General features: G+C 33.4%; 25 protein-coding genes. 12 read left to right on the top strand and 13 right to left on the bottom strand.

Features of this window, described 5'->3' with window-relative positions:
• Positions 1-68 precede the first annotated feature (68 nt).
• Positions 69-1,133 carry an NAD(P)/FAD-dependent oxidoreductase gene (locus ACVBFA_RS08130; RefSeq protein WP_002475034.1) on the bottom strand — a complete coding sequence of 355 codons (1,065 nt, stop codon included), beginning with the start codon at positions 1,131-1,133 and terminating at the stop codon, positions 69-71.
• Between the two features lie 286 nt (positions 1,134-1,419).
• Here ACVBFA_RS08130 and ACVBFA_RS08125 point away from each other — a divergent pair, with 286 nt between their 5' ends.
• From ACVBFA_RS08125 to ACVBFA_RS08100, 6 genes are all read left to right on the top strand, one after another.
• Positions 1,420-1,665 (top strand): YuzB family protein, encoded by a 246-nt coding sequence (locus ACVBFA_RS08125; protein WP_001831896.1) that lies wholly within the window; start codon positions 1,420-1,422, stop codon positions 1,663-1,665.
• Between the two features lie 29 nt (positions 1,666-1,694).
• The gene (locus tag ACVBFA_RS08120; protein WP_002446034.1) at positions 1,695-2,054 is read left to right on the top strand and encodes a HesB/IscA family protein; all 360 of its coding nucleotides are present in this window, start codon (positions 1,695-1,697) and stop codon (positions 2,052-2,054) included.
• A 269-nt stretch (positions 2,055-2,323) separates the two neighbouring features.
• The gene (locus ACVBFA_RS08115; RefSeq protein ID WP_002457198.1) at positions 2,324-3,532 is read left to right on the top strand and encodes an NAD(P)/FAD-dependent oxidoreductase; all 1,209 of its coding nucleotides are present in this window, start codon (positions 2,324-2,326) and stop codon (positions 3,530-3,532) included.
• 320 nt (positions 3,533-3,852) lie between these two features.
• The gene (locus ACVBFA_RS08110; RefSeq protein WP_126122411.1) at positions 3,853-5,334 is read left to right on the top strand and encodes a M17 family metallopeptidase; all 1,482 of its coding nucleotides are present in this window, start codon (positions 3,853-3,855) and stop codon (positions 5,332-5,334) included.
• A gap of 185 nt (positions 5,335-5,519) precedes the next feature.
• Positions 5,520-6,836, top strand: a complete 1,317-nt coding sequence (locus ACVBFA_RS08105; protein WP_126122412.1) for a Na+/H+ antiporter family protein — start codon at positions 5,520-5,522, stop codon at positions 6,834-6,836.
• Positions 6,837-6,858: 22 nt separating this feature from the next.
• Positions 6,859-7,233, top strand: a complete 375-nt coding sequence (locus tag ACVBFA_RS08100) for a hotdog fold thioesterase (RefSeq protein ID WP_001831899.1) — start codon at positions 6,859-6,861, stop codon at positions 7,231-7,233.
• Between the two features lie 58 nt (positions 7,234-7,291).
• On the opposite strand, the gene ACVBFA_RS08095 is transcribed toward ACVBFA_RS08100, so the two are convergent.
• From ACVBFA_RS08095 to ACVBFA_RS08055, 9 genes are all read right to left on the bottom strand, one after another.
• A complete protein-coding gene (locus ACVBFA_RS08095; RefSeq protein ID WP_002495800.1) occupies positions 7,292-8,446 on the bottom strand; it encodes an NAD(P)-binding domain-containing protein in 1,155 nt (384 codons plus the stop codon).
• 379 nt (positions 8,447-8,825) lie between these two features.
• Entirely contained in the window at positions 8,826-9,182 is a 357-nt protein-coding gene (gene mnhG1, locus ACVBFA_RS08090) for a Na+/H+ antiporter Mnh1 subunit G (protein ID WP_002446039.1), read from the bottom strand.
• Positions 9,160-9,453 (bottom strand): Na+/H+ antiporter Mnh1 subunit F, encoded by a 294-nt coding sequence (gene mnhF1, locus ACVBFA_RS08085; RefSeq protein WP_001831940.1) that lies wholly within the window; start codon positions 9,451-9,453, stop codon positions 9,160-9,162. The genes mnhG1 and mnhF1 overlap by 23 nt, the downstream gene beginning before the upstream one ends.
• On the bottom strand, positions 9,453-9,932 hold the full coding sequence (locus ACVBFA_RS08080; protein WP_002457195.1) for a Na+/H+ antiporter subunit E: 480 nt from the start codon (positions 9,930-9,932) through the stop codon (positions 9,453-9,455). Before ACVBFA_RS08080 ends, mnhF1 begins: the two co-directional genes overlap by 1 nt.
• A 1-nt stretch (position 9,933) precedes the next feature.
• Positions 9,934-11,430, bottom strand: coding sequence for a Na+/H+ antiporter Mnh1 subunit D (mnhD1, locus tag ACVBFA_RS08075; protein ID WP_002457194.1), 1,497 nt, complete (start codon positions 11,428-11,430; stop codon positions 9,934-9,936).
• A complete protein-coding gene (gene mnhC1, locus ACVBFA_RS08070; protein WP_001831949.1) occupies positions 11,417-11,764 on the bottom strand; it encodes a Na+/H+ antiporter Mnh1 subunit C in 348 nt (115 codons plus the stop codon). The genes mnhD1 and mnhC1 overlap by 14 nt, the downstream gene beginning before the upstream one ends.
• Positions 11,764-12,192, bottom strand: coding sequence for a Na+/H+ antiporter Mnh1 subunit B (mnhB1, locus tag ACVBFA_RS08065; protein ID WP_002446042.1), 429 nt, complete (start codon positions 12,190-12,192; stop codon positions 11,764-11,766). The genes mnhC1 and mnhB1 overlap by 1 nt, the downstream gene beginning before the upstream one ends.
• Positions 12,185-14,590 (bottom strand): Na+/H+ antiporter subunit A, encoded by a 2,406-nt coding sequence (locus tag ACVBFA_RS08060; protein ID WP_126122348.1) that lies wholly within the window; start codon positions 14,588-14,590, stop codon positions 12,185-12,187. Before ACVBFA_RS08060 ends, mnhB1 begins: the two co-directional genes overlap by 8 nt.
• Positions 14,591-14,783: 193 nt before the next feature.
• Complete coding sequence (locus ACVBFA_RS08055; RefSeq protein WP_002490787.1) at positions 14,784-15,164, bottom strand: kinase-associated lipoprotein B; 381 nt, start codon at positions 15,162-15,164, stop codon at positions 14,784-14,786.
• Positions 15,165-15,229: 65 nt separating this feature from the next.
• Between ACVBFA_RS08055 and ACVBFA_RS08050 the strand changes: the two genes are divergently transcribed.
• The 5 genes from ACVBFA_RS08050 to ACVBFA_RS08030 all read left to right on the top strand — a co-directional run bounded on the left by ACVBFA_RS08050 (position 15,230) and on the right by ACVBFA_RS08030 (position 20,993).
• Positions 15,230-15,823, top strand: coding sequence for a peptidylprolyl isomerase (locus ACVBFA_RS08050; protein ID WP_126122347.1), 594 nt, complete (start codon positions 15,230-15,232; stop codon positions 15,821-15,823).
• 464 nt (positions 15,824-16,287) lie between these two features.
• Complete coding sequence (ygs, locus tag ACVBFA_RS08045) at positions 16,288-16,668, top strand: S1 domain-containing post-transcriptional regulator Ygs (RefSeq protein ID WP_001831918.1); 381 nt, start codon at positions 16,288-16,290, stop codon at positions 16,666-16,668.
• Positions 16,669-16,989: 321 nt separating this feature from the next.
• A complete protein-coding gene (locus tag ACVBFA_RS08040) occupies positions 16,990-18,117 on the top strand; it encodes an NADH-dependent flavin oxidoreductase (RefSeq protein ID WP_002487073.1) in 1,128 nt (375 codons plus the stop codon).
• A 332-nt stretch (positions 18,118-18,449) separates the two neighbouring features.
• A complete protein-coding gene (locus tag ACVBFA_RS08035; protein WP_002457191.1) occupies positions 18,450-19,640 on the top strand; it encodes an ornithine--oxo-acid transaminase in 1,191 nt (396 codons plus the stop codon).
• Between the two features lie 108 nt (positions 19,641-19,748).
• Positions 19,749-20,993 carry a Glu/Leu/Phe/Val family dehydrogenase gene (locus ACVBFA_RS08030; protein ID WP_447158810.1) on the top strand — a complete coding sequence of 415 codons (1,245 nt, stop codon included), beginning with the start codon at positions 19,749-19,751 and terminating at the stop codon, positions 20,991-20,993.
• Between the two features lie 191 nt (positions 20,994-21,184).
• On the opposite strand, the gene ACVBFA_RS08025 is transcribed toward ACVBFA_RS08030, so the two are convergent.
• From ACVBFA_RS08025 to ACVBFA_RS08015, 3 genes are all read right to left on the bottom strand, one after another.
• Positions 21,185-22,234, bottom strand: coding sequence for a glycerophosphodiester phosphodiesterase (locus ACVBFA_RS08025; RefSeq protein ID WP_099606863.1), 1,050 nt, complete (start codon positions 22,232-22,234; stop codon positions 21,185-21,187).
• 149 nt (positions 22,235-22,383) lie between these two features.
• The gene (gene argH / locus ACVBFA_RS08020; protein WP_002457189.1) at positions 22,384-23,775 is read right to left on the bottom strand and encodes an argininosuccinate lyase; all 1,392 of its coding nucleotides are present in this window, start codon (positions 23,773-23,775) and stop codon (positions 22,384-22,386) included.
• A complete protein-coding gene (locus ACVBFA_RS08015; protein WP_002457188.1) occupies positions 23,765-24,970 on the bottom strand; it encodes an argininosuccinate synthase in 1,206 nt (401 codons plus the stop codon). Before ACVBFA_RS08015 ends, argH begins: the two co-directional genes overlap by 11 nt.
• A gap of 345 nt (positions 24,971-25,315) precedes the next feature.
• Between ACVBFA_RS08015 and ACVBFA_RS08010 the strand changes: the two genes are divergently transcribed.
• Positions 25,316-26,647 (top strand): glucose-6-phosphate isomerase, encoded by a 1,332-nt coding sequence (locus ACVBFA_RS08010; protein ID WP_001831993.1) that lies wholly within the window; start codon positions 25,316-25,318, stop codon positions 26,645-26,647.
• Positions 26,648-26,676 lie beyond the last annotated feature (29 nt).

Genomic DNA, 26,676 nt, shown 5'->3' with positions numbered 1-26,676 from the left:
TTCTGTCATTGTTTGTGATTAATAATAAAGAACCTAGGAAAATGTAAGTGTCCTAGGTTCTTTATTTATTAACCATTATGATATTTATAGCGCCACAGAACACCTGATTTTAAAATAGAAGCCAGTCGTCCGGTAACTGTTCGATCCATGATATAAGCAAAACCTTGTTTGTCACCTAAAGAGCCTAAAAAGCCTTGTACTTTAATTTCAGGCATTTTATCTGGAAGTGGTTCGTTATTCCATTGCTTCTTCAACACCTCAGCAATCTGTTCACCCTGTAGTTCTGCTAGTTGAGCGCTGGGTGCATGTGGTAAATTAGCACAGTCACCTACGACATAGACATTTCTATAGGTTGGGACTTGATGGTACTGATTAATAATCACGCGTCCAGTGGTACTCATATCGATAGGAAGATTACGCACAATTTCAACAGGTTGTATGCCTGCTGTCCAAACGACTAAATCAATATTCTCTGGTTTACCATTATTATAAATTTTTCCAGGTTCAACTTTGTCGATGACTGAATTGGGTACTACAGTAACATTGTGTTTAGAAAACCAATTGGATATGTATTTACTTAGTTTCTCAGGAAAATTCCTTAAAATTCGAGGCCCTCTATCATATAATAAAATTTCCAAGTCTGATCGACTTTCACGTAGTTCGCTCGCTAATTCAATGCCACTTAAACCTGCCCCAACGATACCTACACGCGCCCCTTTAGGTAATTCGCTAATTCTATGGTACGTATCACGCGATTTAGATAATGTTTGAATGCTATGAGTATATGCTTCAGCACCAGGGACATTATGATATTTATCCTCACACCCTAGACCAATGATAAGTTCGTCATAATCTATTTTTGAATTTCCAACTGTTATCATTTGTTCGTCCAAATCTATATCATTGATTTCCCCATAAACCGTATTAATTTTACTGCTATCTGGAAATTGGATTCGCACCTCTTTGTCAGATTTAGTTCCTGCTGCAAGTGCATAAAATTCTGGTTTTAAACCGTGGAATGGCATGCGGTCGATTAAAGTTAAGTGATATCCCTCAGGAATTGAATGAGGTAAAATGCGCGACATAATTCGCATATTACCATAGCCCCCGCCTAGTAATACTAAGTTTTTCATTGATTTATACCCCTTTGTTAAAATTGTTTTATTGAAACCCTTTTCAAAAATTACTAGAATACTCTAAATGAAGATGATTCCTAGTCCCTGATAGTTATAATAAAATACTTGTATGCATGACTATTATATCTATTTTTCAAATTGACTACAAACAAATGTAGAATGCAATTTAATTATTATAAAATTTAAAAAGATAAACAAAATTAAAATCGTCATACCGACTGATAGTCAGGACATTGAATACTTTGTTATAATGTTTAAACTAATAAAGATAAGAAGGTGACTTATGTTTCCATTAGTGGAGTTCTGTATTTCAAATATGGCCAAAGGCAGTGATGTTGTATTTGAAAAATTAGAAAATGATCCTAATATAGATGTCCTTGAATACGGTTGTCTACAAAATTGTGGTCTATGCGCAAGTAGCTTGTATGCCCTTGTAGATGGTGATATTGTTGAAGGTAACACACCAGACGATTTATTAAAAAACATATATCAACATATCGAAGATAATGATATAACGAATTTGCTATAGAGATTAAAAAATTATGGGAGGTTTTTTATATGCCAACAGTCATTTTAACTGAAGCGGCAGCATTTGAAGTTAAAGACATGTTAAAAAATAACGACATGTCTGATGGTTATTTAAAAATTAAAGTAAATGGTGGAGGATGCACAGGATTAACCTATGGTATGTCAGCCGAAGCAGAACCTGGTGAAAATGATGAAATTCTCGAATATTATGGTTTGAAAGTTCTAGTAGACCAAAATGATGCTCCAGTATTAAATGGAACAACAATTGATTTTAAACAGTCACTTATGGGTGGAGGATTTCAAATAGACAATCCTAATGCTATTGCCTCATGTGGTTGTGGAAGTTCATTTAAAACAGCTAAAGTCGCTGGAAATCCAGAGCAATGTTAACTTCATATTGCCATCCGAAATTAAATTAAACTTTTCACAAACTATCCCTATTGTAGCTTGAAAATATAGGGTAAAAGCTATAAAATTAAAACTAGATTAAAAGTGTCTTTTATGTGAACAACTGAAGAGCAAAACCCAAAAAAGACTTGAAAATTTTAAATGTTGACTAAGACTATAAAGAAAGAGACAATTTGGCTTGTCATATGTTTATAGCCTTTATCTACATTGTTGGTTGGTTAAAATATTATGAAAGCTTAGGTGAATTAGAGATGGCTCAAGATCGTAAGAAAGTGCTCGTATTAGGTGCAGGTTATGCTGGTTTACAAACTGTAACTAAATTGCAAAAGGAACTTTCTGCTGATGCAGCGGAAATTACTTTAATTAATAAGAATGAATATCATTATGAATCAACTTGGTTGCATGAAGCTTCTGCCGGTACGATTAATTATGAAGATTTATTGTATCCTGTTGAGAAAACTGTCAACAAAGATAAAGTGAATTTTGTTGTTGCTGAGGTAACAAAAATTGATCGTAATGCTAAACGCGTAGAAACTGATAAGGGTGTTTATGACTTTGATATCTTAGTTGTTGCACTAGGTTTTGTTAGCGAAACATTTGGCATTGATGGTATGAAAGAACATGCTTTCCAAATTGAGAACGTTTTAACTTCTCGTAAGTTGTCTCGTCACATTGAAGATAAGTTCGCAAATTATGCTGCTTCTAAAGAAAAAGATGATAAAGATTTATCTATTTTAGTTGGGGGAGCTGGATTTACAGGTATTGAATTTCTAGGTGAATTAACTGATAGAATTCCTGAATTATGCAGTAAATATGGTGTTGATCAAAGTAAAGTGAAGTTAACATGTGTTGAAGCAGCACCTAAAATGTTACCGATGTTCTCAGACGACTTAGTTAGTTATGCAGTAAAATATTTAGAAGACCGTGGAGTAGAATTCAAAATTGCAACACCTATTGTCGCTTGTAATGAAAAAGGTTTCGTTGTTGAAGTCAATGGAGAAAAACAACAGTTAGAAGCTGGAACTTCTGTATGGACTGCTGGAGTGCGTGGAAGTCATTTAATGGAAGAATCATTTGAAGGTGTTAAACGTGGACGCATTATCAATAAACAAGATTTAACAATTGAAGGTCATAATGACATCTTCGTTATAGGAGATTGTTCAGCGTTTATTCCAGCTGGTGAAGAGCGTCCATTACCAACAACAGCTCAAATTGCTATGCAACAAGGTGAGCATACTGCTAGCAACATTAAACGTTTATTAAATGGTGAATCAACACAAGATTTCCAATATGTTAACCGTGGAACTGTATGTTCATTAGGTACTAATGATGGTGTTGGAATTGTATATGGTAGAGATATCGCTGGTAAAAAAGCAGCATTCTTGAAGAAAGTTATTGATACTCGTGCGATTTACAAACTTGGTGGCATAGGATTAGCCTTTAAAAAAGGGAAATTTTAATCAAGTAATAGACATTAAAAATACAATAAAAAGGTACGAGACATAATTTATTGTCTCCCTTAGCAAAGATGACTAGAGTTAAAATATGTAAACAACTCAAATTAATTTTGTCATCGATTGTTTATATTTTAATTATACCTGGGACAAAATGATTGTCTCAGGTTATTTTTTATCAAAAAAATATGATGAAGAAGAATTTCACACTTAATTAAACAAAAATGCTTTTTATTTAGAGTTAGAGTAAAAAGTGGTTTTGTTTAATATTGTGGTGTTCATAACTTATAATTATTGTTATACATAATGAGGAACGGAGGATCTATATGCAATTTTTTATTAATCAAGATACGCCAACATCAATTGAAACGATTGTGGTGGGTGTGCCAGATCACCTCAACCAATTAGGTGAGATAAAATATCATAAGACGTTAATTAAAGAGCGATTAGAAACATTAAAACAATATCATGTCATCAATAGCTCAATCGGCAAAATATCATCAACGCTTATTTATATTGATGAAAAGCCCAAAAGATTATTAACTGTAGGACTAGGAAACTTAAAAATTTTATCATATCAACGTTTATTAAAAGTTTGGGGTCAGTTGTTTCAATATTTAAAAGACGTTCATGTAACGGATTGTGAATTATTGTTAGATACTTTCAAATCTAAATATGGTAACATTATTGAAATTTGTCAAACTTTAGGTTTACAAAGTGCACAATCTATCTTTGAATTTGACCATTATAAATCGGATAAAAAGCCTCCATACCAAGGTAGAGTCTATATACAAACGACAGAACATAATATAGAAACGAAGATTAACGAAGGCCAACAATTGGGTGAATCTATAAACTATGCTCGTGAACTAAGTCAAATGCCTCCGAATATTTTAACACCCCAATATTTTGCCGAAGAAATAAAAAAGCATTTCGAAGGGAGTTCCGTTAGTATAGATATCAAAGATCACCGACAAATTATAGATGAAGGATTTGGATTAATACATGCAGTAGGTAAAGGTTCTAATCATGGTCCGAGATTAATTACGTTATCATATTATGGTGCAGAAGCTGATGAACCACCTATTTCATTAGTGGGTAAGGGCATTACATATGATTCCGGTGGATATAGTATTAAGTCTAAGATAGGTATGCAAACTATGAAATATGATATGTGCGGTGCGGCCAATGTTATTGGTATGGTTGATGCGATCTCTAAGCAAAAGCTACCTGTAAATATTGTAGGAGTGATCGCTTCAGCTGAAAATATGATTGGTGAATCTTCGATGAAACCAGATGATGTATTTACTGCGCTTAATGGTGAAACGGTAGAAATGTTGAATAGTGATGCTGAAGGTAGAATGGTTTTAGGTGACGCAGTATTCTATGCAACACAATTTAAACCACAACTAATTCTTGATTTTGCTACATTAACGGGTGCAGCGATTGTAGCTTTAGGTGATGACAAGGCGGCTGCTTTCCAATCTCATGCTGAAAATGAACTTAAAAACTTATTAACAGTTGCACGTCATGTAGACGAAAAAGTATTCGAATTACCTATTACAGAGACTGAAAGACATTTAATTAAACAATCAGATGTCGCAGATTTAGTCAATCATACGAACGGTCAAGGAAAAGCATTGTTTGCAGCAGCATTTATTTCGCATTTTAGTGGTGACATCCCACACATTCACTTTGATATCGCAGGCCCTGCAACAATTAAAAGTGCTACATATAAAGGTCCAAAGGGTCCGACAGGTTACATGATACCTACAGTTGTAGAGTGGTTACAACAAAAATATAAATAAAGTTATATAGACTCAACTTATTACATTTTTAGGTGTTATATTTCAGTTATTGAAAATAATCAACTAAATATAACTAAATGTATATAATCGTTGAGTCTTTTTTAACATTGACATTAAATATATGTCTTGCTAGTATGTATTTTATAAATACTTTAGTTCGATAGAGTGATAAAGGGTGAGGCGGAATGATAAATGCTGTTGTAATCGCAGTCATATTAATGATCATACTCTGTTTATGTCGATTAAATGTGGTCATTAGCTTATTTATTAGTGCACTTGTCGGTGGATTAATATCAGGTATGAATTTAGAAAAAGTAATTAATGTTTTTGGAAAAAATATAGTAGATGGCGCAGAAGTCGCATTAAGTTATGCGTTACTCGGTGGTTTTGCTGCTTTGATTTCCTATAGTGGTATAACTGATTATCTTGTCGGTAAAATTATTGCAAGTATTCATGCTGAGAATAGTAGACTTTCCCGAGTTAAGGTTAAAATAATTATTATCATTGCATTGTTAACAATGAGTATCATGAGTCAAAACTTAATTCCTGTACATATTGCCTTTATTCCAATTGTAATACCTCCGCTTGTGAGTTTGTTTAACGATTTAAGAATTGATCGCAGACTTATTGCTTTAGTAATAGGATTTGGTTTGTGTTTTCCTTACGTGCTCTTACCTTATGGTTTCGGTCAAATTTTCCATCAAATCATTCAAAGTGGTTTTCAAAAAGCAAACCATCCAATTGAGATGAACATGATATGGAAGGCGATGTTAATACCTTCAATGGGATATGTTGTGGGTCTCATACTTGGATTTATTGTTTATAGAAAGCCACGCGTTTATGAACAACGTAATGTAAATGATCGAGAAACAATTTCGGAACTCAAACCTTATGTGCTAATTGTTACTGTCATTGCCATACTAGCTACGTTTTTAGTACAGACATTTACAGATTCTATGATTTTTGGTGCGTTAGCTGGGGTACTTGTTTTCTTTGTTTCAAGAGCTTATCATTGGTATGAACTCGATGAACAATTTGTAGATGGAGTCAAATTAATGGCTTATATTGGTGTAGTGATACTAACAGCTAACGGGTTTGCTGGCGTGATGAATGCAACAGGTGATATAGATAGCTTAGTCAAGAGTTTAACAGGATTAACTGGAGATCATAAATTGATTAGTATTATCGTCATGTACCTCATTGGACTTATTGTAACATTAGGTATTGGTTCCTCTTTTGCAACAATACCTATTATTGCTTCATTATTTATACCTTTTGGAGCATCAATTGGTTTAGACACAATGGCTCTTATTGCTTTAATTGGTACAGCAAGTGCTTTAGGTGATTCAGGTTCTCCAGCAAGTGATTCTACACTTGGACCGACAGCCGGTTTGAATATGGATGGACAACATGATCATATTCGTGATACATGTATCCCGAATTTCTTATTTTATAATGTTCCCCTTATGGTTTTTGGTACGATAGCAGCTATGGTACTATAACTACTGAAATGAGGTGTGAACTATGACCAATCTTTTAGAAACATTTGAAATGAAGATTGAACAAAAAGAAGATGGTAAAGTAGTAGTGTCTATGCCTGTGACAGATAAAGTAAAGCAACCCTTTGGCTATTTACATGGTGGTGCGAGTTTAGCTTTAGGTGAAACAGCATGTTCGATAGGTGCTGCTCATTTGATTGATACGCAGCAATTCATTCCACTAGGTTTAGAAATGAATGCAAATCATATTCGCTCAACTCGACAAGGACATGTGAGAGCGTTTGCTTCTTTAATACATCAAGGAAAAACAACACAAGTTTGGAATATTGATATCAAAGATGACCATGACCAATTAATCAGTGTCATGCGTGGTACGATTGCTATTAAACCTATTCAATAATGTAACAGAACACCCCGATTAAATTGTGAATTCTACACAATCTAATCGGGGTGTTTGTTTATGAGATTTTCTTATTTAAACGTTTATATGCTTTACTTATGCGTTCAGCGCTTTCTTTACCGCCCATTATATTTCTTGCAAAAGGACCTAGTTCTAAATCTGCAAGTCCACCAGCTACGAATAATTGATTTAACCATTCTAGTTCGTTTGACAAAGAAGGATAACCTGAATGATTGAGTGGTGCTTGTTCGTTTTGAATAAGGTTTTTAATGAGTGGTTGTGTTAATAATTGATTATAAAATCCGGTAGCTAACAAAATATGCTTATATTCAAAATATTTTCCAGCAGCGATAATATAGGATTCTGTTACATCATCAATTTGACTCATATGTATGACGAGTCGACCACTTTGCACATATTTCTTTAACCTTAAAAATAATTCCATAGGCATTGAACCGCTATGACGCTCGTCTTCAATTAACTTCATTCTTGCATCTGAAGAGGATATAGATGCAAGATGGTTCATTTTCTTTGGTCCTAACCAACCAGGATCAGCATCAAAATCGTGTATCTCAATATCTTTATTCATCCATAAATGAACAAGTTGGTGATTGTGTTCATTTAATAATTTTAAAGTGAGGTGGGCAGCAGATATACCTGAACCAACAACATGTTGAGTATCTTTATCTAAAGAGGCATGATAATTATCAGCAAATATGTGTTTTACATTCGCTTTATTTCTGAAAATTTCAGGTATGAATGGCGTTTGCGTATAACCATTTGCTATCACAACACAATCGGTAACCATTTTATCGCCAGTTGATAGTTTTATACACCATTTACCTCTTGATTTATTAATAGCTTCGACTTTACCTTGTATATGACAATCATTAAGTTTAAATTGATGTATCAAATCATGAACATGATGCATAAACATATCTCTTTGAGGACGTTTATACGGGCCGTAATAAGCTGAAGTATACTGATGATATCTAGCATATTGTTTGAGATGAAAAGGTTTAGGATGAATATGATGAACGAAAGGCGATCTTAAGTATGGCATACTAATACGTTGTGTATAAATATTAAAACGCTCACATAATGAGGAGTAAGGATCTATGATAGTAAGCTCCTCATTTTTTAGTCCTTCATTTTTTAATTTAAGTGCAATGGTGGTTCCTTGTAAGCCACCACCAATAATTGTCCAATGCATTGAATCGCCCCTCCACTTTCAAAACGTAATTATTACGATTTAAATCATACCACAATTTGCAAAGAGTTACAAAGTGTCATTTTTATTTAAAGAGGAGCAAAACAATTTTAATGTAAAATTACATATGAATACAAAGTATTTTGGCGAGACTCTTGAGGGAACAGGACAAGCTGAAGACTACAGGCTGAAGCTGTCCCCTAAGAAAAGGAGCCAACAATACGAAGTATTGTAAATAAAAAAGCCAGTAAATGAATTTATGAAAACTCATTTACTGGCTATTTTGCTAGGAATTATGTCCCAGGTATTAATCATATTATCGATTTAAAAAAATTAATAAATATTGAATTTGATTTTGGTATAAAACTCTTAAAAGTATGAATTATAGCTTTGTATGCTTCATATCCTCTTTAATTTCATCAATTTTAGTATCTTTGGTATACGGTGTTTTAATGTTATAGGCAGCTTTCATGATTAAATGACTTGAAAGGGGACCAGTAATAAATACGAAAATAATTCCGATAATTAATTGCATATTTACATATCCTTCAGTGCCAATAAAGTATAAAAATGCTCCAAATAGTAAAAACATCGCACCCAGTGTGGCTGCTTTACCAGCTGCATGTGCTCTTGAGTAAACATCCCTTAATCGAATGAGACCCGTTGCAGCAAAGGCACTGATCAAAGCTCCAAGAAGAACAAATATGATAGAGACACTAGTGACGATCGTTGCTATCATGCTTGATCACCTTACCTTCATCCATAAATTTAGAAAAGACTGCAGTTCCTAGAAAAGCAAGAATACCGACCATTAAAATAACGACGAGCATGTATTTAATATTCAGTAAAATACTAAATAGCGCTATCACGGCCATTAACTGTAAACCAATTGCATCAAGTGCAACGACACGGTCTGCTAGAGAGGGTCCTAAAATAACACGTATTAACATTGCTAACATAGATAAGACGACAATAATTAAGGCTGTAATAATAAATATTTTAAAAGGCATTATTTCTCGCCTACCTTTCTAACGACCTTCTCTAATGAAGATTTGATACTTTGAATCTCTTCTTCCTTTGTACTGAAATCAATTGAGTGGATATAAATCTTTTTACGGTCATCACTAATACCTAAAACGACTGTGCCGGGTGTTAACGTAATCAAATTGGAAAGTAAAACAAGTTGCCAGTCACTTTCTAATTCCGTCTCGTACACAAAGAATCCGGGTTTATTCTCAATTCGTGGTTTGAGAATAATTTTGAGTACACCAAAGTTTGCTTTTATTAACTCAGTTAAAAATGTAATGATAAGCATCACAATTCTATATATTCTCACTAAATAAAACTGACCAGGCAATACACGGTGCAGGAGATAAACTAGAAATAATCCTAGTATAAAACCCAATACAAAGTTATTTAAGGTATAGCTATTTGTTACAAGTAACCATATGACAGAAACAAGTAAATTAATTACAAACTGTATAGCCAAACTATTTACCTCCTAACACACTATGAATATATTGACTTGGATCGACAAACGTTTCAGCACCATCTTTGATGATTGGGAATAATGCGTCTGCAGATAATCCAAAGACTACAGTAATCACTGTAGATGCGACGGCGATAGTTGTTAGATATTTAACATTTACCTTTTTGGATAAAGTATATCCTTCAACTTCACCGAAAAATCCTCTTAAGAAAATACGTATGACTGAATATAACACGATTAAACTTGATAAAAGTACAATGATACCACTTAGATAAAATCCTTTTTCAAAGGTCGCTCGAACAATGTAGAATTTACCATAAAAACCACTAAAAGGTGGTATACCCGCTAAGCTTAGCGATGCAATAAAGAATGTCCAACCTAGAATAGGATATCCTTTAATCAAGCCACCAAAATGACGTAAGTCAGTCGTTTTAGTGATTTTGTACATGACGCCAATGAGTAAGAACAATGAAGCTTTAACTAACATATCATGTAGTGTGTAATATATTGCACCAGTCATGCCTGATTCGTTCATCATAGCAACACCAACTAATATGACACCGACTGCAATCATAATATTATAAAGGATGATTTTCTTCGTATCATAGTAAGCTATTGCACCTACACATCCAAAAATAATTGTAAGTAATGCTAAGAAAAGGATGACATAATGAGAAAAGCTTACTGTGTTATTGAAGAATAAACTTAGAGTTCTCGCAATTGCGTATACACCCACTTTAGTCAATAGTGCGCCAAAGAACGTGATGATTGCTACTGGAGGAGCATAATAAGCACCAGGTAGCCATACGTACATAGGAAAAACGCCTGCTTTAGTGGCAAAGACAAAGATAAATAAAATAAAAACAATATTGACTAAGCCGCTGTCATGCACAGAAAGTTGTGATAATCTTTCACTAATATGAGCGAGATTTAAAGTTCCTACTACTGAATATAAAACTGCAACACCCATGACAAAGAAAGATGATGAAACAACATTGACTAAAATATACTTAATTGTTTCTTGTAATTGTATTTTAGTAGTACCAATAACGAGTAAACAATATGAAGACATTAAAAAGACTTCAAAGAACACAAACAAGTTGAAAATATCTCCTGTTGTAAATGAGCCAATAATACCAATCAACATAAACATGATAGAGAAATAATAATAATGGCGTTCTCTATCTAAACCGATAGAACGATATGAGTATAAAATGACTAAAATGGTAATAATAATACTTGTGATGATGAGTAGAGCGCTAAAAATATCGACTACAAATACAATACTGTATGGGGCTTTCCAAGAGCCCAGTTCAACCTTGATTGGTCCGTCTCGTAGCACATTCTTTAAGTTAATCAATGCAACGACTAATGTTAACAATGTACCGACAAGTGCAACATATCTTTTTATTATTGGGCGCTTTCCAATAAATATGAGTAAAATTGCAGTTAGGATAGGTATGACTAAAGTTAAAACAAGCAAGTTACTCTCTATCATCTTCTGGCGCTCCTTTCATTAGCTCAACGTTATCTGTGCCTAGTTCTTTATATGTTCTAAATGCAAGAACTAGGAAGAAGGCTGTTGTAGCAAAGGCGATAACGATAGCTGTTAAAATCAATGCTTGAGGGATAGGGTCAACATAGCTTGATGTTCCTTTTTCAAATATTGGAACAGTTCCGTGTTTTAAACCTCCCATAGTAATTAAAAATAAATTTGCGGCATGAGTTAGTAGTGTAGTCCCCATAATGATACGTATCAAACTTTTAGACAAAACGAGATAGACACTTATAGATGTGAGAATACCACTAACAAAGATCATGATAATTTCCACTATTCGTTCTCTCCAATCGAAATAATTATAGTCATAATAGTTCCTACAACTGCACATAAAACACCAAAATCAAAAAACATCGCTGTCGTCATGTGCATAGGTTCAAGTAAAGGCAAAGGGATGTCAAAAGTGACATGTGTAAAAAAGTTTTTAGACATGAACCAACTTGTTAATGGTGTACCCACGCAAAATAATAAACCAATACCAATTAAGATTTTAAAATCTAAAGGAAAAATCTTTCTCATAGTTTTTACATCATATGCAATTGTAATAACTAATAATGCACTAGCGAAAAGCAAACCACCAACGAAACCGCCACCTGGTGTATAATGTCCGGCTAAAAATAGTGAAAAGCCGAACACAATGACCATGAAGAAAATAATCACGGCAGCGTATTGAAACATAAGGTTATTTTGTTGTCTATTCATGGTCATTCACCTCACTTGATTGATTTTTTTGTTTTAATCGTAATTTAATCATTGTATATACGCCTAAACCTGCAATACCTAGTACAGATGACTCGAATAAAGTATCCATACCACGGAAATCTACGAGAATGACATTTACCATATTTTTACCATGTGCTAAATCAAAAACATGTTCTTGGTAGAATTTAGTAATAGATTCAAAGTGTCTATTACCATAGCCAATTAATCCTAAAATAATCACTGATAATCCTACTCCAATTGAAATTACAGCATTTGTCAGTTTAAAAGTAGGTTTTTCATTGTAGCGATTTAAATTAGGTAGGTGATAAAAGCATAGTAAGAATAATGCTGTAGAAATAGATTCCACTACAAATTGTGTTAATGCTAAGTCGGGCGCTTTAAAGAAAATAAATAATACTGATATAGCGTAACCCACAGCGCTTAACATGATAATGCTAAACAAACGTGATTTTGCAAATATAATGAAAGTTGAAGCAATCAGTAAAAACAATACTGTTGCACCTTCAAATACGCGTAAATGACTCACGTTTTTAAAGTCAATACTGAAGGGTACACTGATGACTGTAACAAAAGTTAAAGCAATGAGAATACCTAAGATAATCACCAAATTATTTCTAGAAAAACCTGTAACATAACTATTTGTTATATTTTCGGAATATCCTGGAATACGTCGGCCTGAAGTGTCATACCAATGATTCAACGTTAACTGATATGGATGTGCTTGTAATAAACGAATCCAATAACTAAATGAAATTAGCAATAAAATACCTATAATATAAATACCTATTGTTGATAAGAATGCTGGAGTTATACCATGGAATAAATGGAACTCAGCAGTTATATTTGACGTTTGACTAACTGCTTCAGATGCCGGCTCTATAATAGATTGCGTTAATATACTTGGGAATAAACCGAATACTATAACTAGTGATGTTAAAATGATAGGTGAAATAAGCATTAACATTGAAGATTCATGTGCTTGTTTTGGCAGTGCTTCAGGTTTATAAGAACCAAAGAATATATGCAATATAAATTTAATTGAATATACAAATGTGAAAATACTACCGATAATGGCAATAATTGGTAAAAGTATACCTAAAGTATTTAAACTCATTAAATTTAAATGTGTAACATTAATCATCGACTCTAAGAATTTCTCTTTTGATAGAAAGCCATTAAAAGGCGGTACACCAGCCATGCTTAATGTTGTAATAACTGTAAGCGTGAATGAGATAGGCATGATTGTAAGTAAACCGCCCAACTTTTTAACATCACGTGTACCAGTTGAATGATCAATACCACCTGTAATCATAAATAGTGCACCTTTAAATGTGGCATGATTAATTAAATGAAATATGGCAGCAACAAATCCAGCAACATAAAGTTGACTATTAGCGCCTTGATAATGATAACTTACAGCACCAATACCAAGCATAGACATAATCATCCCTAGTTGAGACACAGTTGAGAAAGCTAAAATACCTTTTAAATCTTGTTGTTTTGTTGCATTAAGTGATGCCCAGAATAGGGTGATTAAACCAACAATTGTAATTGTCCATACCCAACCTTCGGATATTGCAAAAATAGGTGTGATTCTTGCGATTAAATATAGTCCTGCTTTTACCATCGTTGCAGAGTGAAGGTATGCACTTACTGGCGTAGGCGCCTCCATAGCATCTGGCAACCAAATATAAAAAGGTACTTGTGCAGATTTTGTAAATGCACCAATCATAAAAAGTATCATTGCTAAGATAAAGAAAGGACTATTTTGAATGTCACTTGCTTTTGAAATCATAGTCTGAATACTAAAAGTATCGGTAGCTAGGGAAAGTAAAATGATACCACCTAGCATGCTCAAGCCACCTAATACGGTAATGATTAAAGATTTTTGAGCACCATAAATTGAAGCTTTTTTTTCTCTCCAGAAAGAAATTAATAAAAAGCTAGAGAAAGAAGTTAACTCCCAAAATAAATATAAAATAATAAAATTATCAGAGAGTACAACTCCTAACATTGCACCCATAAATAGTAATAAATAACAGTAAAAATTCCCGAGTTGTTCTGATTTGCTTAAATATCCGATAGAATATAAAACCACTAGACTTCCTATGCCAGTGATAAGCAAACTGAATAATAATCCGAGACCATCCACATATAAATTGAAATTCATTCCAATATGTGGCATCCAATTTAAGTTTTTCATTACGTTATTACCTGACATCGTCATTGAAATCAATGATATGAAATATATAAATAAGACAATAGGAACAGGTAATACAAACCATCCTAAGTGTATACGTTTAACGAACCGGTATAGGAATGGAATAATGAGTGCAAATATTAACGGTAATAGTACCGCAATATGTAACAAACTCACTATGTTTTCCTCCTTTAAAATTTATTTACGACACATATTATACATCAATGCGCTTCTTCTGAAAAACTATGTAACTCCTTGAAGCTTTTGATTTAAAGACTCTTTTAAATAGGAAGAAACTCGTCAAAATTTATTCAAAAATTTTAACTATATGAATAATTATTTCGCTTTATTACTAAAGTTTTAATGTTGATTAGTCGAAGTGTCTTTTATATTGAATAGCGTAATCTTCTTTTAAACGATTTAAATTATTTAAAGACAATCGTGAATAATCTGTCTCCTCTTTTTTTAATTGATTCTCAAGATGTGTAATAGCATGTTGAAGTGAGTCTTCATAAGGTATGGCCTCGACATTAAACTCACGAAGTTGAGAAGGTGTTGCGTAACGTTTCTCAAAATGGCTTAAAGCTTTACGTTCATGAAAAAAGACACCTTCTGTCTCATTGGGATGGTGTAAATCACCTTGTTTGGGATGTTTGATTACTTGTTCAACTTGTACGAGTATTTGATTTCCAGTTTCCTCTTTGATACTTACACCATAAACGCCTGTCTTGTGAGAAAATCGATATAACATCCTATATTACTTCCTTTCATATATGTTAATATATGTTTATATCATAACACGAATGGAGAATTGAAATGACGAACTATCCGCAGTTAAATAAAGAGATTCAAGATAACGAAATTAAAGTAGTTATGCATACAAATAAAGGTGACATGACATTTAAATTATTTCCCGATATTGCTCCAAAGACAGTTGAAAACTTTGTGACACATTCAAAAAATGGGTACTACGATGGTGTAACGTTCCACCGTGTTATCAATGATTTTATGGTACAGGGTGGGGACCCAACTGCAACTGGCATGGGTGGAGAAAGTATTTATGGTAGTGCTTTTGAAGATGAATTTTCTCTAGAAGCTTTTAACCTTTATGGTGCATTATCAATGGCTAATGCAGGTCCTAATACAAATGGATCTCAATTCTTTATAGTCCAAATGAAAGAAGTGCCTGAAAATATGTTAAGTCAATTAGCAGATGGTGGATGGCCTCAACCTATTGTAGAAGCATATGGTGAAAAAGGTGGTACACCTTGGTTAGATCAAAAACATACAGTATTTGGTCAACTGATTGAGGGTGAATCAACTTTAGAAGATATTGCAAATACTAAAGTTGGTGCTCAAGACAAGCCTGTTTATGATGTAGTCATTGAATCGATAGATGTACAAGAATAATTTATTCATTAATTGCAACTATAAGTTTTGTTGTATTGTATAAAGTGTATGAAGTCAGCATTTATTTTCAGAGATAAAATCCAATCAATAATTTATAACCTGAGGCAAATTTTGTCTCAGGTATTTTAATATAATGATAATTGATAACTTGATTAGAAAATGATACCAAAGTATTTTTAACTTTTCCTTGATTCTTAGAATAAAATGCTATAGACAATGTAAAAGGGTTTGTTGTAATATTTCACAATTCGGATTCCAATGCTCATTACTCATTAAATCTATTAGAAAAACATATATTTGAATGATAATTTCAATCCATGAGTTTATAGATTCGTTTGCAAAACAATACATTAAGGAACCAGTTTTTAAAATTTAATGAATTTTATTATGGTTATAGTTAGTCGAGATATTTGATTTATGCTATGATATGAGTGTTAAGAAAATCGAAATAAGGGGTTATCAAGTTGAATCATCACTACAAAGTAGGTCAACATATCAAGGTACGTGTGACTGGTATTCAACCGTATGGCGCATTTGTTGAGACCCCTGACCATACTGAAGGGCTTATCCATATCTCAGAAATTATGGATGATTATGTCCATAACTTAAAGAAATTTCTATCTGAAGGACAGGTTGTTAAAGCAAAAATATTATCAATTGATGATGAAGGTAAATTAAATTTGTCCTTAAAAGATAATGATTACTTTAAAAATTATGAGCGTAAAAAAGAAAAACAGTCTGTCTTAGATGAAATTAGAGAAACAGAAAAGTATGGGTTTCAAACACTTAAAGAACGCTTACCGGTCTGGATCAAACAGTCAAAACGTGCAATTCACAATGACTAAACGACTGTCAATTCGTGCCAACATGTGATGTTACGATATATGTAATCAATCACATGATAACGACAATCTTTAAACAACAATGTGTTGTTAGGATTGTCGTTTTTTATTAATTAAATTTAACAATTATTTTGGATAAACGATGATTTCAATAAGGGGAAATAAAAGAATTTTAGACAATTATTATTTATTTGTTGAATGTAATTAACTATTCTTAACATTTTTATAATTGGGGAATAAATAATTTGTAAGCAAATAATTAGAATAGTATGTAACTAGCATGCTATAGTCATAACATCATTAAGCAAGGAGAGTATTAAAAATATGAATAATAAATATGAACCTTTATTTAAATCTTTAACACTACCTAATGGTGTTGAGGTAAGAAATCGTTTTGTTTTAGCTCCTCTTACACATACTTCATCAAATGATGATGGAACAATTTCGGATATAGAATTACCTTACATTGAGAAACGTTCCAAAGATGTAGGGATTGCAATTAATGCCGCAAGTAATGTCAATGATGTAGGTAAAGCATTTCCTGGTCAACCTTCTGTTGCACATGACTCAGATATCGAAGGGTTAAAAGAACTTGCTCAAGTTATGAAGAAAAATGGTGCGAAAGCAATAGTCCAAATTCATCATGGAGGTGCTCAAGCTTTACCAGAGTTAACACCTGATGGAGATGTTGTTGCACCAAGTGCTATTTCTCTTAAAAGTTTTGGTCAGCAAGAAGAACATGATGCTCGTGAGATGACTGCTGAAGAAATTGAACAAACTATTAGAGACTTTGGTGAAGCAACTAGAAGAGCAATTGAAGCAGGTTTTGATGGCGTTGAAATTCATGGCGCAAACCATTATCTTATTCACCAATTTGTTTCTCCTTACTATAATAGAAGAAATGATGTTTGGGCTGATAACTATAAATTCCCTGTTGCTGTTATAGATGAAGTTGTTAAAGCTAAAAAAGCTCATGCAAATGATGATTTTATTATTGGTTATAGATTGTCACCTGAAGAAGCGGAATCACCAGGTATTTCAATGGAGATAACTGAAGAATTAATTCACCAAATCGCAAATAAACCACTTGATTATATTCATGTGTCATTAATGGATGTTAACTCAGTGACGCGAGAAGGTAAATATAAAGGTGAAAATCGCTTGAAACTTATTCATCAATGGATAAATGGACGTATGCCACTTATTGGTATAGGTTCTGTCTTTACAGCTGAAGATGCACTAAATGCTGTTGAGAACATTGGAGTTGAATTTGTTGCGTTAGGTCGTGAAATTCTACTTGATTATGATTTTGTTGCTAAAATTAAAGAAGGACGAGAAGATGAAATTATAAATGCTTTTGATCCTAATCGTGAAGACCAACATTATCTAACACCAAATCTTTGGGAACAGTTTAATCAAGGATTCTACCCGTTACCTCGAAAAGACAAATAATTGAATGGTATATCTGAATGTATCTATTCCCCCTAATGTTAAACCAACATTAGGGGTTTTTATTATAGAGCATTTTATGATTTTTACTTTATTGAAATTAATGTTTATTAACGATATAACTTGTCAATGATAGAGTCGTTATGTCATTATAAATGTAAGGGCTTACATATATGTTTTGCATCAAGATTTAGTCTGTTTCATACAATTCAATTTGTCGATTATGACGATATTGATTCATTTTATTGTTATATTAAAAAATAAGTTTGAGAGTCGATAGAAATCAGTTATGATATTGTTAATAAGTTTTTATTCGAAAACAAAGGGGAGATTTTATGACTCAATCTGAAAAAATTATTAACTTAACAAATCACTATGGGGCGCATAACTACGTTCCACTTCCAATTGTTATTTCTGAAGCAGAGGGTGTATGGGTGAAAGATCCGGAAGGTAACACGTATATGGATATGCTTTCGGCCTACTCGGCAGTGAATCAAGGTCATCGACACCCAAGAATTATTCAAGCATTGAAAGATCAAGCAGATAAAGTCACGTTAGTATCACGCGCTTTTCATAGTGATAATTTAGGTCAATGGTATGAGAAAATATGTAAACTCGCAGGTAAAGATAAAGCATTGCCTATGAATACAGGAGCCGAGGCGGTTGAAACAGCTTTAAAAGCTGCTCGTCGTTGGGCTTATGATGTTAAGGGTATTGAGCCGAACAAAGCTGAAATTATCGCCTTTAATGGTAATTTCCATGGACGTACGATGGCACCAGTATCGTTGTCTTCAGAAGCTGAGTATCAACGAGGCTATGGTCCATTGTTAGATGGCTTTCGAAAAGTTGAGTTTGGTGACGTTAATCAATTAAAAGCAGCAATTAATAAAAATACAGCAGCAATTTTAGTAGAACCTATACAGGGAGAAGCAGGGATTAACGTACCACCAGAAGGATATTTGAAAACAATTAGAGAATTATGTGATGAACATCAAATTTTATTTATTGCTGATGAAATTCAAGCAGGATTAGGACGTTCAGGAAAATTATTTGCAACGGATTGGGATCATGTAAAACCGGATGTTTATATTTTAGGAAAAGCGTTAGGTGGAGGTGTATTTCCTATCTCGGTAGTTCTTGCAGATAATGAGGTATTAGATGTATTTACTCCTGGCTCACATGGTTCTACATTTGGTGGAAATCCACTAGCGTGTGCAGTTTCTATTGCAGCTATAGATGTCATTATTGACGAGGATTTACCTGGTCGTTCATTAGAATTAGGAGAATATTTTAAGTCTGAATTGAAAAAAATTGAGCATCCATCTATTAAAGAAGTTAGGGGACGAGGATTATTTATCGGTATTGAATTACATGAAAGTGCCAGACCATATTGTGAAGCTTTGAAAGAACAAGGATTATTATGTAAAGAAACTCACGACACCGTTATTAGATTTGCACCTCCATTAGTGATAACGAAAGAAGAGTTAGACATGGCTTTAGAGAAGATTAAGAGTGTATTTGCATAGGTTCAAATAGTTGTAACAATTAATTTAGAAAATCTTTAAAATGCTTTCAATTGTGTTACAATTACGAATGAAAGCGAAATCATTTAGTAAAAAGAGGCGAATAGGATCATGACTGAGAATAATAATTTAGTAACTTCCACTCAAGAGATTATTAAAGAAGCATTACACAAATTGGGCTTTGATGATGGTATGTATGACCTTATAAAAGAACCAATTAGATTTTTACAAGTGCGCATTCCAGTACGAATGGACGATGGGACAGTTAAAACATTTACTGGATACCGTGCACAACATAATGATGCAGTTGGCCCTACTAAAGGTGGCGTTCGTTTCCATCCAGAAGTTGATGAAGAAGAAGTGAAGGCATTATCAATGTGGATGACTTTAAAATGTGGCATTGTTAATTTACCTTATGGTGGGGGTAAAGGCGGTATTGTTTGTGATCCGCGTCAAATGAGTATACACGAAGTTGAGCGTTTATCTCGAGGATATGTAAGGGCTATATCTCAATTTGTTGGCCCTAACAAAGATATTCCAGCACCAGATGTTTTTACAAACTCTCAAATTATGGCTTGGATGATGGATGAGTATAGTGCATTAGATAAATTTAATTCGCCAGGTTTTATAACAGGCAAACCTATTGTATTAGGTGGATCTCAAGGACGTGATCGCTCTACAGCTTTAGGTGTAGTCATTGCAATTGAACAAGCGGCAAAACGTCGTGGCATGGATATTAAAGATGCCAAAATTGTGATTCAAGGTTTCGGCAATGCAGGTAGTTTCTTAGCTAAATTCTTATACGATTTAGGTGCTAAAGTAGTTGGTATAAGTGATGCATATGGAGCCTTACATGACCCTAATGGACTTGATATAGATTATTTATTAGATCGACGTGATAGCTTCGGTACAGTTACAAATCTATTCGAAGATACAATTTCTAACAAAGAATTATTCGAATTGGATTGTGACATCCTTGTTCCTGCTGCAATTTCCAATCAAATCACTGAAGATAATGCGCACGATATTAAAGCAAGCATTGTTGTTGAAGCTGCTAATGGCCCTACGACACCTGAAGCAACACGTATTTTAACAGAAAGAGATATATTACTAGTGCCGGATGTACTTGCAAGTGCAGGGGGTGTGACTGTATCTTATTTCGAGTGGGTACAAAATAATCAAGGTTATTATTGGACTGAAGAAGAAGTCAATGACAAACTACGTGAAAAGTTAGTAACAGCATTTGATACGATTTATGAATTGTCACAAAATAGAAAAATTGATATGAGATTAGCAGCATATATAGTAGGTATTAAACGTACTGCTGAAGCGGCAAGATATAGAGGTTGGGCATAAGAAAAATATTATAAGTATATGATGAAAACCCTGAGACATCAGATGATAGTCCCAGGGTTTTTATCATGTTTATGCAATTGATAACTTTATTAATAGTAAGTTAATGTTAAAAGTAATGCTTTCTCAAATGTTCTTAAGTAAAATGCGATGATAAAATCAATATGAAGTCAGTTCAACTCAACGCTAATATTTTATTGTTGTGTTTCTGAAACTTTTTTATATCTATCAGCATAATTAGTGAATACACCATCAACACCATATTGATTTAAGTTTCTCATTTGATTTTCATCATCAACTGTATAAGGATGAACTAAAAATCCTAAATTTTTTAAATGTCTTGTGTTCTTAATATTTAAATCTGTGTATTCAGGACCTACTCCAATGGCATAAGATTTAATATTTTTTAAATCTTGATTAGAAGCTTTTTTAAGTTCAAATTTATTCATTAGTCTAATAAGTGGTATATTGGCGTTCATGTGATGTACCTTTTCTAAACTACTCCCTGAAAATGATTGAATCATCACATGTCCATGTTTAAGTGATTTTTGTGTTAACAAGTCATGTTTATCTAATGTATCTAATAATTGCTTTTCCATGCCAGGGTAAACATCTGGCGATTTAGTTTCAATATAATAGTTTGCATTTTTGCCGTAGCGATTTAAAATTTCGTCTAAAGTAGGAACTTTAGCATTTTTATATTTATTTTTGGCATATTCAGGATGCTTTCGATTAAACCAGCTTCCTGCATCAAGTTGTTTTAACTCTTTTAAAGTAAACTGGTCGACACGTCCATGGCCATTAGTCGTACGATTGACCTTTTCGTCGTGCATAGCAACCAAGTGACCATCTTTAGTACGTTGTAAATCGATTTCTATGTAAGATGCTCCTAATTCATTATGACTTTTATCATATGCTTCAAAAGTATGTTCTGGGGCGTAACCACTTGCGCCACGATGTGCAATGGTTGTAAATTTCTCCCCAGTTAAATTTTTAGCCCAATGATTATGGGTATCGTTTGTTTTACCACTTACTGAGTCTGATTCAGCTTGTCGTTTAAATGTTTTAGCTGATGATTGATTCATATTAGATGGAATATTTGTTTGTTGTTGTATAGATTTCTCTGATTGGTTTGGTGCTGAGGAGTGGTTCGATGTTTCAGCTATCGTAGGGGAACTTAAACTAGCTAAACCTAGAGTAACGGAAGATAAAGTTGAAATGATCATTTTCTTAGACTTAAACATAAAAACATCCTTTCAAAAATAGTATGTCTACTTAAACGTACATCAATTTGAAAGGATGAAAGGGAATTTTACATTTTTTTTATATAAACTTTGATAACTTAATACAAAATTAAATTTTTGTAATTTTAGATAGCTATAATTTTTAATAACTATTTTGATCCGTTGTCTTTTAATAATGCTTTTGCGACTTTTAGTTGATGTTTTACAGATTCTTGACCAGTTGAACCATAGCTTTGACGACGCTTAAGACAATTTTCTGGTGTTAAATAATCATATATATCTTCCTCAATATTTTCATGATGTTCTTGATATTCGCTTAAAGGTACGTCTAATAGGTAAATACCTTTATGAATACAATTTAATACGATTTTACCAACGATTTCGTGAGCGGTTCTAAAAGGTATATTTTTACTGACTAAATAGTCTGCTAATTCTGTTGCATTTGAAAAGTCATTTTTTACTGTTTGATTTAAACGATTTGAATTAACTTTCATAGATGCAACCATACCTTCGAAGATTCTAAGAGATCCTTTAAGTGTGTGTACAGCATCAAATAAACCTTCTTTATCTTCTTGCATGTCCTTATTATAAGCTAACGGTAAGCCTTTAAGTGTTACTAACATACTCATCAAGTGTCCTGTAGTACGTCCTACTTTTCCTCTTATTAGTTCTGCCATATCAGGGTTTTTCTTTTGTGGCATAATAGATGAGCCAGTAGAAAACGCGTCTGATAAAGTGATGAATTTTGCTTCATCAGTCGACCAAAAGATGATTTCTTCTGCAAAGCGTGATAGATGCACCATAGTGAGTGAAATATGATGCAATGTTTCAACGATATAGTCACGATCACTGACCGCATCTAAACTATTTTCATACAGATTTGCGAATCCTAGAAGTTCTTGAGTCAGATGTCTATCTATAGGGTGTGTAGTTCCACTTAAAGCTGCAGCACCTAATGGTGAGATATCTATACGTTTAAGACTATCCACGAATCTACCTTTATCTCTTTCTAACATCCAAAAGTAAGTCATAATATGATGTGCGAACGAGATGGGTTGTGCACGTTGTAAATGCGTATATCCAGGCATAATTGTGTCAACATGCTGGTCTGCTAATTGAACAATCGTTTGTTGAAACGACGTTATAAGTTCAATAATGTATTGAACTTGTTCTTTAGTATACAAATGCATATCTGTGGCAACTTGATCATTACGACTACGACCGGTATGCAGTTTTCCACCAGCTTCGCCAATACGTTGAATAAGCTCGTGTTCAATATTAAGATGAATATCTTCGAGAGAAGCTTTAAATTCAAGTTGACCTTCTTCAAAGTCACGTTGAATATTTTTAAGCTCATTAATGATGGATTGAGCTTCATCATCTGTAATAATATGTTGTTTAGCGAGCATAGTTGCATGTGCAATACTACCTTGAACATCTTGTTTAATTAAATTTTTATCAAAATCAATTGACGCATTGAAATCATCAACCCATTCTTCGGGTTGAGTTTCAAATCTGCCACCCCAAGCTTTATTGCTCATTACTATACCCCCCGTGAAGTAATGCATTAACTTGTGTAGGTAAACCATAAATATCAATGAAACCTACTGCTGCCTCTTGATTGAAAGCATCTTCTTTTGTATAAGTAGCTAATTTTTCATCGTATAAAGTGTAAGGAGATTGTCTGCCATTGACAATAGCGTTTCCTTTAAATAATTTAATTCTCACATCGCCTTCAACATATTGTTGAGTACTATCGATAAAGAGTTTTAAACTATCTGTTAATGGTGAGAACCATAAACCATTGTATATTTGTTCTGAAAATTGTTTTTCAATGACAGGCTTAAAGTGCGCTACGTCTTTTGTTAATGTAATCGTTTCTAGTGCTTTGTGTGCTTTTAAAATCACTTCAGCACCTGGTGTTTCATATATCTCTCTAGATTTTATTCCGACCATTCTATTTTCAACATGATCAATTCTACCAATACCGTGTTTACCAGCAAGTTGATTTAAGTAAAGAATAAGATCATCTAATTGATACTCTTTGCCATCAACTTGTACTGGAATACCTTGCTTAAATGTAAGGATAATTTCGTCTGCTTCATCTGGAGTTTCTTCTAAAGGTGTAGTTAAATCAAATGCATCTTCTGGAGGAGCGGCATAAGGATCTTCTAAAATACCACATTCATTAGCTCTACCCCATAAGTTTTGGTCGATTGAGTATGGTGAGTCATGATTGATTGAAACAGGAATATTATGTTTAATTGCATAATCAATTTCCTCTTCTCTGCTCCAAGCCCATTCACGAACAGGTGCAAATGCTTTTAACTTAGGATTTAACGCTTTGATTGCCACTTCGAAACGCACTTGGTCATTCCCTTTACCAGTACATCCGTGTGCTATACCTATTGAATTTGTTTTTTCAGCAATTTCAACCAGTTTTTTTGCGATGAGTGGACGTGATAATGCTGAAACTAGAGGATATGCATTTTCATACATTAAATTTCCTTTAATAGCATAACTTACATAATCATCACTAAATTCTTTAGTTGCATCAATAATATGACATTCGACTGCACCCATGTCTAAAGCTTTTTGATATACAACGTCTAAATCTTTACCTTCGCCTACGTCAAGACAGCAAGCAACTACGTCATATCCTTTATCAATAAGCCATTGAACTGCAACACTTGTATCTAAACCACCTGAATATGCTAAAACGATTTTATCTTTCATATTTACACCTCAAATAATTTTTATGATTATCAATATGCATCTATCATATCAGATTGATAATGAAAATAAAACCACTTTTCTACATAATTATTCATTTTTGAATCTAATTATCTTTGACTTTTTAGTTTTAAACACTGGTATAAGGGCATTCTTGTATATTTTAAAATTTCTGTAAATTGTATATTTGGAGTGGTAGTGCGACTTTTGATATTAAAAATAACTTTTTTTATGAATGAAAAGGTTAAATAAAAAAGCAATTTCCTTTGATAAGTTAGCCTTCAGAATTGAATAGCGCATCTAAACTTAGTAGAATTAGTATAAGTACTTATAACAGGAGGCAATAAGATGACTCACATTCAATTAGACTATGGCAAAACTTTAGAATTTTTTGACAAACATGAACTTGATCAGCAAAAGGATATTGTTAAAACTATCCACCAAACTATTCATAAAGGTACAGGAGCAGGTAATGACTTTTTAGGTTGGTTAGATTTACCTGTTGATTATGATAAAGAAGAATTTTCTAGAATCGTCGAAGCATCTAAACGTATCAAATCAAATTCCGATGTACTTGTTGTTATCGGTATTGGAGGTTCATACTTAGGTGCACGTGCTGCAATTGAGATGCTTACATCTTCATTTAGAACAAATACGGAATACCCTGAAATTGTATTTGTAGGTAATCATTTATCTTCAAGTTATACAAAAGAATTATTAGATTATTTACAAGGAAAAGATTTTTCAGTTAACGTTATTTCAAAATCAGGTACTACGACAGAACCAGCAGTTGCATTTAGATTATTTAAACAATTGGTTGAAGAAAAATATGGAAAAGATGAAGCTAAGAAACGTATTTTTGCAACGACAGATAAATCTAAAGGTGCACTTAAACAATTAGCAGACAATGAGGGTTATGAAACGTTTGTTGTACCTGATGATGTGGGAGGTCGTTATTCTGTTCTTACAGCTGTAGGATTACTACCAATTGCAACTGCAGGTATCAATATCGAATCAATCATGATTGGTGCGGCTAAGGCACGTGAAGAGTTATCTTCTGATGATCTAGATCAAAATATCGCATATCAATATGCAACTATTCGAAATATTCTATATAGCAAAGGTTATACTACTGAAATGTTAATTAATTACGAACCGTCTATGCAGTATTTCAACGAATGGTGGAAACAATTATACGGTGAATCAGAAGGGAAAGATTTCAAAGGTATTTATCCATCAAGTGCGAATTACACAACTGATTTACATTCCTTAGGACAATATGTTCAAGAGGGCCGTCGTTTCTTATTCGAGACAGTGGTTAAGGTCAACCATCCAAAACATGATATCAAAATTGAAGAAGATGCAGATGATTTAGACGGACTGAACTATCTTGCTGGCAAATCAATCGATGAAGTGAATACAAAAGCATTTGAAGGTACATTACTTGCACATACTGATGGTGGCGTTCCAAATATCGTTGTAAATATTCCTCAGTTAGATGAAGAAACATTTGGGTATGTTGTTTATTTCTTTGAATTAGCTTGTGCAATGAGTGGATATCAATTAGGTGTTAATCCATTTAATCAACCTGGAGTTGAAGCCTATAAACAAAACATGTTTGCGCTATTAGGTAAACCAGGCTTTGAAGATAAGAAAAAAGAATTAGAAAATCGTTTATAATTTCAAGTTGAACTTAAAAAATAAGTTTA

Source organism: Staphylococcus sp. MSU001 (assembly GCF_052976705.1).
This window is presented reverse-complemented; position numbering and strand designations above follow the sequence as displayed.

Coding starts and splice junctions, on each gene's coding strand:
- ACVBFA_RS08110 (WP_126122411.1), top strand. CDS start 3,853: ATGCAATTTTTTATTAATCAAGATACGCCAACATCAATTGAAACGATT.
- mnhD1 (WP_002457194.1), bottom strand. CDS start 11,430: ATGATAGAGAGTAACTTGCTTGTTTTAACTTTAGTCATACCTATCCTA.
- mnhB1 (WP_002446042.1), bottom strand. CDS start 12,192: ATGAATAGACAACAAAATAACCTTATGTTTCAATACGCTGCCGTGATT.
- ACVBFA_RS08105 (WP_126122412.1), top strand. CDS start 5,520: ATGATAAATGCTGTTGTAATCGCAGTCATATTAATGATCATACTCTGT.
- ACVBFA_RS08035 (WP_002457191.1), top strand. CDS start 18,450: ATGACTCAATCTGAAAAAATTATTAACTTAACAAATCACTATGGGGCG.
- mnhG1 (WP_002446039.1), bottom strand. CDS start 9,182: ATGATAGCAACGATCGTCACTAGTGTCTCTATCATATTTGTTCTTCTT.
- ACVBFA_RS08040 (WP_002487073.1), top strand. CDS start 16,990: ATGAATAATAAATATGAACCTTTATTTAAATCTTTAACACTACCTAAT.
- ACVBFA_RS08095 (WP_002495800.1), bottom strand. CDS start 8,446: ATGCATTGGACAATTATTGGTGGTGGCTTACAAGGAACCACCATTGCA.
- ACVBFA_RS08115 (WP_002457198.1), top strand. CDS start 2,324: ATGGCTCAAGATCGTAAGAAAGTGCTCGTATTAGGTGCAGGTTATGCT.
- ACVBFA_RS08130 (WP_002475034.1), bottom strand. CDS start 1,133: ATGAAAAACTTAGTATTACTAGGCGGGGGCTATGGTAATATGCGAATT.
- ACVBFA_RS08030 (WP_447158810.1), top strand. CDS start 19,749: ATGACTGAGAATAATAATTTAGTAACTTCCACTCAAGAGATTATTAAA.
- mnhF1 (WP_001831940.1), bottom strand. CDS start 9,453: ATGCCTTTTAAAATATTTATTATTACAGCCTTAATTATTGTCGTCTTA.
- ACVBFA_RS08025 (WP_099606863.1), bottom strand. CDS start 22,234: ATGTTTAAGTCTAAGAAAATGATCATTTCAACTTTATCTTCCGTTACT.
- ACVBFA_RS08120 (WP_002446034.1), top strand. CDS start 1,695: ATGCCAACAGTCATTTTAACTGAAGCGGCAGCATTTGAAGTTAAAGAC.
- ACVBFA_RS08125 (WP_001831896.1), top strand. CDS start 1,420: ATGTTTCCATTAGTGGAGTTCTGTATTTCAAATATGGCCAAAGGCAGT.
- ACVBFA_RS08015 (WP_002457188.1), bottom strand. CDS start 24,970: ATGAAAGATAAAATCGTTTTAGCATATTCAGGTGGTTTAGATACAAGT.
- ACVBFA_RS08010 (WP_001831993.1), top strand. CDS start 25,316: ATGACTCACATTCAATTAGACTATGGCAAAACTTTAGAATTTTTTGAC.
- ACVBFA_RS08100 (WP_001831899.1), top strand. CDS start 6,859: ATGACCAATCTTTTAGAAACATTTGAAATGAAGATTGAACAAAAAGAA.
- argH (WP_002457189.1), bottom strand. CDS start 23,775: ATGAGCAATAAAGCTTGGGGTGGCAGATTTGAAACTCAACCCGAAGAA.
- ACVBFA_RS08050 (WP_126122347.1), top strand. CDS start 15,230: ATGACGAACTATCCGCAGTTAAATAAAGAGATTCAAGATAACGAAATT.
- ACVBFA_RS08055 (WP_002490787.1), bottom strand. CDS start 15,164: ATGTTATATCGATTTTCTCACAAGACAGGCGTTTATGGTGTAAGTATC.